7 protein-coding genes are annotated in these 6,862 nt (G+C 66.6%); 2 read left to right on the top strand and 5 right to left on the bottom strand.

Features of this window, described 5'->3' with window-relative positions:
- Positions 1-227: 227 nt before the first annotated feature.
- From QOD90_RS20670 to mbp1, 3 genes are all read right to left on the bottom strand, one after another.
- Positions 228-2,825: a molybdopterin-dependent oxidoreductase gene (locus QOD90_RS20670; protein ID WP_526352697.1), complete on the bottom strand. Its 2,598-nt coding sequence runs from the start codon at positions 2,823-2,825 to the stop codon at positions 228-230.
- Complete coding sequence (locus QOD90_RS20665) at positions 2,822-3,643, bottom strand: FAD binding domain-containing protein (RefSeq protein WP_526352696.1); 822 nt, start codon at positions 3,641-3,643, stop codon at positions 2,822-2,824. Before QOD90_RS20665 ends, QOD90_RS20670 begins: the two co-directional genes overlap by 4 nt.
- Positions 3,644-3,737: 94 nt before the next feature.
- Complete coding sequence (gene mbp1, locus QOD90_RS20660; protein WP_526352695.1) at positions 3,738-3,974, bottom strand: microaggregate-binding protein 1; 237 nt, start codon at positions 3,972-3,974, stop codon at positions 3,738-3,740.
- Positions 3,975-4,347: 373 nt separating this feature from the next.
- On the opposite strand from mbp1, the gene QOD90_RS20655 reads away from it, so the two are divergent.
- Positions 4,348-4,782, top strand: coding sequence for an ATP-binding protein (locus QOD90_RS20655; RefSeq protein WP_526352694.1), 435 nt, complete (start codon positions 4,348-4,350; stop codon positions 4,780-4,782).
- Positions 4,779-5,567 (top strand): RNA polymerase sigma factor SigF, encoded by a 789-nt coding sequence (locus tag QOD90_RS20650; protein ID WP_526352693.1) that lies wholly within the window; start codon positions 4,779-4,781, stop codon positions 5,565-5,567. Before QOD90_RS20655 ends, QOD90_RS20650 begins: the two co-directional genes overlap by 4 nt.
- A gap of 7 nt (positions 5,568-5,574) precedes the next feature.
- Here the strand turns inward: QOD90_RS20650 and pucL are convergent, their stop codons facing one another.
- Positions 5,575-6,474: a factor-independent urate hydroxylase gene (gene pucL, locus QOD90_RS20645; RefSeq protein ID WP_526352692.1), complete on the bottom strand. Its 900-nt coding sequence runs from the start codon at positions 6,472-6,474 to the stop codon at positions 5,575-5,577.
- A gap of 3 nt (positions 6,475-6,477) precedes the next feature.
- Entirely contained in the window at positions 6,478-6,798 is a 321-nt protein-coding gene (gene uraH / locus QOD90_RS20640) for a hydroxyisourate hydrolase (protein WP_526352691.1), read from the bottom strand.
- Positions 6,799-6,862 lie beyond the last annotated feature (64 nt).

Raw genomic sequence — 6,862 nt, 5'->3', positions numbered from 1 at the left:
CAGCACGGCGACGGCCACGCTCCACGGCACACCGAGGCCCGCCACGTACGCGCCCACACCAGCGGTGACCATCACGACGAGGTAGGCCTTCCACACAGTGCGAATGCTAGGCCGCGCGACCGACAATCCCATCGCGCGAGCGTGCGCGCCCTGCCGGAAATGCCCGGCGTGTCGGGTGGGGACACGCAAGGTCGCGGAGGGGGTGGGTGGGTCCGCGGATGGGTGCGCTAGCGCAAGGCCCGCCACACCCGCGCGGGTGTCATCGGCAACCGGTGCAGCCGCGCTCCGCAGGCCCGCGCGATGGCGTTGGCAAGTGCCGGCGCCACCGGGTTGTACGGCGACTCGCTCATCGACTTGGCGCCGAACGGTCCGAGGGTGTCGTAGGTATCGGCGAAGTACACCTCCGTCACGGGGAGGTCGCCGTATTGCGGAATGTGGTAGTTGCGCAGATCGACCGTCGTGACGGCACCGTCGGGACCAGTGAGCATCTCTTCGTACAACGCGCCACCGATGGCTTGCGCGACACCGCCTTCGACCTGACCGCGGCACTGCTCGGGATTCATCACGACCCCTGCGTCGGCGGCTTGCACCGACTGCAGAATCCGCACTTCACCGGTCTGCACGTCGACCGCGACCCGGAACCCCTGCACGTTGAAGGCCACCGATCGGGGCGTGCCGTCGTGTCGACCACGACCGACCAGCGGCCGGGCGCCCGGCGTGGCGGCAATGGCGGCACGTAGGTCCCTGCACGCCGCCTGCACCGCGATACCAGCGACCACCGTGCCCGCCGAGCCGAACGCCCCGGTGTCGTATTCCGTTGCATCGGTGTCTGATTGGCGGATTCGCACCCGGCTCGCATCGATGCCGAGCTCGGACGCCACGATCTGGGTGTGCACGGTCGAGGTCCCGTTTCCGAACTCCGCGGTGCCGACCGACAGGGTGAAGTCACCGTCGGCGTCCAGTGAGATCGACGCGTCGGCGAAGTGTCCGCGCGGCGGAATGGTGGCGATCATCGCGACGGCCATGCCCTCGCCGGTCCGCCACTGCCCGCCTTCGGGCATCGCCGCGCCCTCCCCGGAGGCCAGCGCGTTCTGGACCAGGTCGAGGCACTGGTCGAGGCCATAGCTGCCATACGTCAGATCGTCGTCGGCCACGTGTGCGTCGGTGAACGGGTCGCCAGGGACGACGACGTTGCGCCGTCTGAGATCGAACGGGTCGATCCCGAGCCGCTCGGCCAACTGGTCCATCGCCGACTCGACGGCGAAGATCACCTGGCCAAGCCCGTAGCCGCGGAACGCGCCGGACGGAATGTTGTTGGTGTACACCGCCGCAGCGTCGACGCGCTTGTTCGGGCAGCGGTACACCGAGACCGATTCGCTGCATCCGTGAAACATCACGCCGGGGCTGTGATTGCCATAGGCGCCCGCGTCCACTAGCACGTCGACCGCCAGGGCGGTCAGCACGCCGTCGGGCCCCGCCGCAACGGTGGCGTCCACGCGGAAGGGGTGCCGGCACGGCGCTGCGGTGAATTCATCGGAGCGGCTGAACTCGTAGCGCACCGGCCTGCCGAGTCGAAGTACGGACAACGCCACCAGATCCTCGGTCAGCATCTCCTGCTTGCCGCCAAAGCCGCCTCCGACCCGACGAGTGAGCACATGGATCTCGGAGCGCTCCATTCCGAAGACGTGACACAGTTCGTCGCGAACCAGGAATGGCACCTGGGAGCTGGTGCGAATCACCAAGCGCCCCAGTTCATCACGCCAACCCGTACAGCCGTGAGTCTCCAAGTGCGCGTGCTGGATGCGCTGAGTGTGCCACCGTCCGCTGACGACCGCGCCGCCGGACGCCTCTGCCAGCGCCACCCCGGCGGTGAGGTCACCGACGCCGCCGTGCAGTTCCGCGACGAGGTTGCGCGATGCGTCGGCGATGCGCGCATCGGTCGCCTTTTCGCCGTGCAGAAGCGGGACGCCCGCCCCCCCGGCCGCCTCGGGATCGAAAACGGCTGGCAACTCCTCGTACTCGACGTGTATTGTCCGGCAGGCACTTTCGGCGATGGCGAGGGTGTCGGCGACGACGGCTGCGACGCGTTGACCGACGAATCGCACGGTGTCGTCGAGGATGAAGGAATCATCGGGATCGTCCAGCCTGCTGTCGTGGCGCGCCGTCGAGAACGCGACGGGAGGACTGTCCCGATGGGTCAGCACCAGGTGCACGCCGGGAAGCCGTTCCGCCGCAGTCGTGTCGATCGACACGATCTTCGCGTGCGGGAGCGGACTCGGCAGCACGGCGAGGTGAAGCAGTCCGTCGATGGCGTGGTCCATCGTGAACTGCTCGGTGCCCGTGGCGACCCGCATGCCGGCCGGGGCGCCGACGGAATCCGCGGCACCGCCCGCCCTCTTCGTGTTGACGGCACCGGCGAGCGCGTCGGTGATCGCGCGGTAACCGGTGCACCGGCACAGATTTCCCTTGAGCTGCTGGGGCAGGTCCGCAAGCTGTCGGGGCGTCAGCGTCGACGCGGTGGTGATCATGCCCGCCGTACAGAACCCGCACTGGAACCCACCTGCCTCGACGAATCGCCGCTGCATGGGATGCGGCTCGTCGGGCCCGCCGAGGCCTGCGACCGTGGTGACGTCGTGGCCGACGGCACGGAACGCGGGGAACACGCAGGAGTGTACCGGCGCCCCGTCGACCAGTACCGAGCACGCTCCGCAGTCGCCGGCGTCGCAGCCCTTCTTGACCTCGAAGTGACCGTGATCGCGGAGGTAGGTGCGCAGGCATTGCCCCGGCCACGGATCATCCTGCAGCGCTTCGCCGTTGACGATCATGACAGCTCGGCACAGATCTGCTCGGCCAGCACCAGCGACACCCCGCGACGCCAGTCGGGGTCACCGTGCGGGTCGTCGGTCCAAGCGTCGGCGGGGATGCGGGAGTGCGCCTGCCGAACCGCGTCCACGTCGACCGACGAAAGGGTAAAGACGTAGGGCCGCACGGTCGCCGCCGTGATCGACAGCACCAATGTTCCCGCGGTACTCAACCTGCCGATGACGACGATGCCGGAGCGCCCCATCGGTGACGGCGCCAGCTTCCGGTACGCGGTGCGGCTCCGCAACGCCACGTCCGGCAGGTGGATCGACCGAAGCACATCGCCGACGGCCAGCACGTTCGTGGCCTTGCCCGTGACGAACTCGGTCACCGCCATTCGGTAGTCGTCGCCGTCGGCACGCCACACGACCACCTCGCCGCCAAGAGCAGATGCCAGCGAGATCATCGATCCGGCGGGAAGGGACAGACAGATGTTGCCACCCACCGTCGCCTCGCGCCAGATCTTGAACGACGCGAGCAAAGCGGTGCAGCACTGATGGAACACCGGGGCTGCCAGCCACGCCGGTCGAATGGACGGGAGCCTGGTCGACAGTTCCGACACCTGCGCCAGTGTGCAGGTCGCAGCGAGCTCGATGCCGTCGTCGTGCAACGTCACCGGCGGCCACCCCAAGTGGGTGAGGTCCACCAGCCGGCGGGTCTGGAGCTGCGGTTCGGAGAACAACCACGTGCCGCCCGCCAAGATGGCGTCGGACGGACCGAGAGGCCACAGCTCGTCGCGTTGCCGCGGCGTGCTGATGGTCTCGACGGTGTTGAGGTCCACCCGTCGAAGGTAGTCAAGCGCCGCCCTCGCCGCATGCCTACAGCAGAAGGCCCGGTCGGGGTGTCCCGACCGGGCCCATCAGCGTGCTTTGGCGCTACTCCGCGGCCTTTTGCTTGGCCTCGGCAGCTTGCGCGGAGGCGCGTGAGGCCTCGGCTTCGGCTTCCTTCTTGGCGACATCGCGTTGGGCCTCGGCCTTGTCCTGCTGGGCCGAACCCTCGGCCTTGAGGCTGTCGTTGTCGGTCACGGTGCCGACGACTTCCTTCGCCTTACCCTTGACGTCTTCGACGACGCCCTTTACACCTGCTTCGGGACCACTGTCCTTGTCACTCATGGCTGCCTTTCGGTTGTGGCACGTGCATCCGTGCATCCGTACCCCAAATGGCTTCCCGCCCACCTTCGCACCTAAACGGCGTGCGGTGCGCGTCACGTCGAGCTACGCCAATTGCGTTGTTTTCGACCCGAATTGGTCCGTGATCACGAAAGCGTCGGTCGCCATCCGTGGTTTAGCGACAGGCTTCCTGGGCATCCATGGCTGTAACGAGATTCGGTCAACCGAGCAGGAGGCGTGACGATCAAGCGGAATAAGCGCGCGGTGACGACCATCATCAGTTGCTCCGTTTCACCTACGAGTGGTGATCGGAGCGGTGGTGGTTAGCTGGGAGCCAGCTCGGGGTAACCTCGCGTGGAGATCACTTGGAGGACGCGTGTCAGACGGTGCATACGACCACGACAGCGGGCACCGAAGCCCGCGATCAGTCGAGGTCAGAGTCGCGGCGAAGCTGGAGAATCTGGCGGTGTTGCGGACGATGGTGGGCGCCGTCGGGACGTATGAGGACCTCGACTTCGACAGCGTGGCAGACCTCCGACTGGCCGTCGACGAAGCGTGCACCCGGCTGATTCGGTCGGCCACCCCCGATGCGACCTTGGTTCTGGTCGTGCACCCGCTCGAGGAACGACTGGTGATCGACGTCTCGACCGCCTGCTCTTCACCCGACATCGTCGTGCCCGGCAGCTTCAGCTGGCACGTCCTGAGTTCATTGACCGATGAGGTCAGCACCTTCCACGACGGCCATGGCCCCGAAGACTCGCAGGTCTTCGGTATCTCCATGACGACGAGGCGAGCGAGCTCGCTGAGGTGACACCGTCGTCCTCTCGGGGTTCGACGTCACGCTCGAACTCTGAATACGCGGACGTGGTCGACATGTTCCGCACGTTGCAGGGGCTCGATGAGGGCTCCGACAAGTTCACGCGCCAACGCGACTCGATCGTGGAGCGGTGCCTGCCGCTGGCCGATCACATCGCCCGCCGGTTTGACGGTCGTGGCGAACCACGGGACGATCTGGTGCAGGTGGCCAGGGTCGGTCTGGTGAACGCCGTGATTCGCTTCGACGTCGACGCCGGTTCGGACTTCGTGTCCTTCGCGGTGCCCACCATCATGGGTGAGGTTCGGCGCCACTTCCGGGACAACAGCTGGTCGGTCAAGGTGCCGCGTCGGCTCAAGGAACTTCACCTCCGGCTGGGAGCGGCGACCGCCGAGCTGTCGCAGCGACTCGGGCGGGCCCCCACCCCGTCGGAACTCGCCGCGGAGCTGGAGATGGACCGCGAGGAGATCGTCGAAGGCTTGGTGGCGGGCAGCTCCTACAACACACTGTCGATCGACGGCGCGGGTGGTGGAACCGAAGAAGCTCCCGCAATCGCGGACACCCTCGGCGACGTAGACCTCAACCTCGATCAGATCGAGAACCGAGAGTCGTTGCGGCCCTTGCTCGCCAGCCTTCCCGAACGCGAGCGTCAGGTGCTCCTGCTCCGGTTCTTCGAGTCGATGACGCAGACCCAGATCGCGGAACGGGTCGGCATCTCGCAGATGCACGTGTCGCGGCTGCTCGCGAAATCCCTGACGCGGCTGAGAGATCAACTCCAGTAGCAGGGCGCTACGACAGCCAGCCCGTGAACGCATCCCATGCCGCGCCTGCCGGGGGAGCGTCGTCCCGCGTGACGGTGGCCTGAATGAGGCCGTAGGGGCGGTCGTCGGCGTTGAAGACCTCCTTGTCGTTCGCCAGTCCGAATGGCGACAGGTCGTAGACGAAGTGATGCTTGTTGGGTGCGGACAGTCGAATCTCCGCGATGACCGGGTACGTCTCGAGTACCGCCCTGCCCATCTCGAACAGGGTCTGCTGCAAGGCGAGTGACTGCACCAGGGCGAACTGCTCGACCAGTTGGGACTTGATGCCCGCGTAGGTCGCCGCCCAGTCGAGGTCGGTGGAGCTGAACCGCCACTGCGCGACGAGCGACGTCGCCATCACCCGGTCGTTGGTGGGTTCCAGGATGGTGTACGGATCGGTCAGGAAGCCGGCGAACTGGGAGCCGGTGGACTTCAGGATGACCATGTCCTTGAGCCCGCCCACCACCCACTCGCCATCGGCGTCAACGGTTATCGCCGCGGTACGCACCTCCTGGCCCTTCCGGATCCAGGTGTGGTCGTGTTCCGAGCCGTCGACGATCGCGCGTTCCCAGGCGTACTCCTCGATCTCGATCCGCGCGCCGTTGACCGGTTCGACGTCGTTGACGAAGTGCCTGGCCAGCGTCAGGCCGTAGTCTTCGATCGCCAACAGGCCCTTCTCCTTGGCGTAGGCGTACGCCGTCTGCTTCTGGGTGTCGGTGGGCAGCACGTCGGACTGATCGCCCGCCAGGTGGGCCGCACTGAAATCGCCTCGTAGGCAGGTAGTTACGTTGATGTCGCGGATCTCGTGGCGGGGGGTGTCGCGATAGATCCTGACGACGCGGCTTTCCGCCTTGCCGTATTGGTTCTTGCCAAGGATGATCTTCGACATCGCTCAACTGCCTCGGTAGGTGGAATAGGCATAGGGGGAGAGCAGCACCGGGACATGGTATCTACCTGCCGCGTCGGTGATTTCGAACGCGATGACCACTTCTGGGTAGAACGTCGCAACACCCAGCCTGGCGAAGTAGCTTCCCGTGTCGAAGTGCAAGCGGTACACCCCCGCGGGCAGGTCGGCGCCCAGCTTCGCGACGCGGCCGTCGTCGTCGGTGGCCGCCGAGGTAAGTGGTGCGCCTGCGGCGTCGGTCAAGGTGACGGCAACGCCCGCCGCGGGTCGGCCGGAGATGGCGTCGAGAACGTGGGTGGAGAGGCTCATGCGGTCACCCTCTCCCGCGAGCAGACGCAAACGGCCCTGTTTTGGCGCAATTGAGGGCCCTTTG

This window comes from Mycobacterium sp. (assembly GCF_032161845.1).
Lineage (GTDB): Bacteria > Actinomycetota > Actinomycetes > Mycobacteriales > Mycobacteriaceae > Mycobacterium.
The sequence above is the reverse complement of the archived record's forward strand: the minus strand, read 5'-3'. Positions and strand labels throughout refer to the sequence as shown.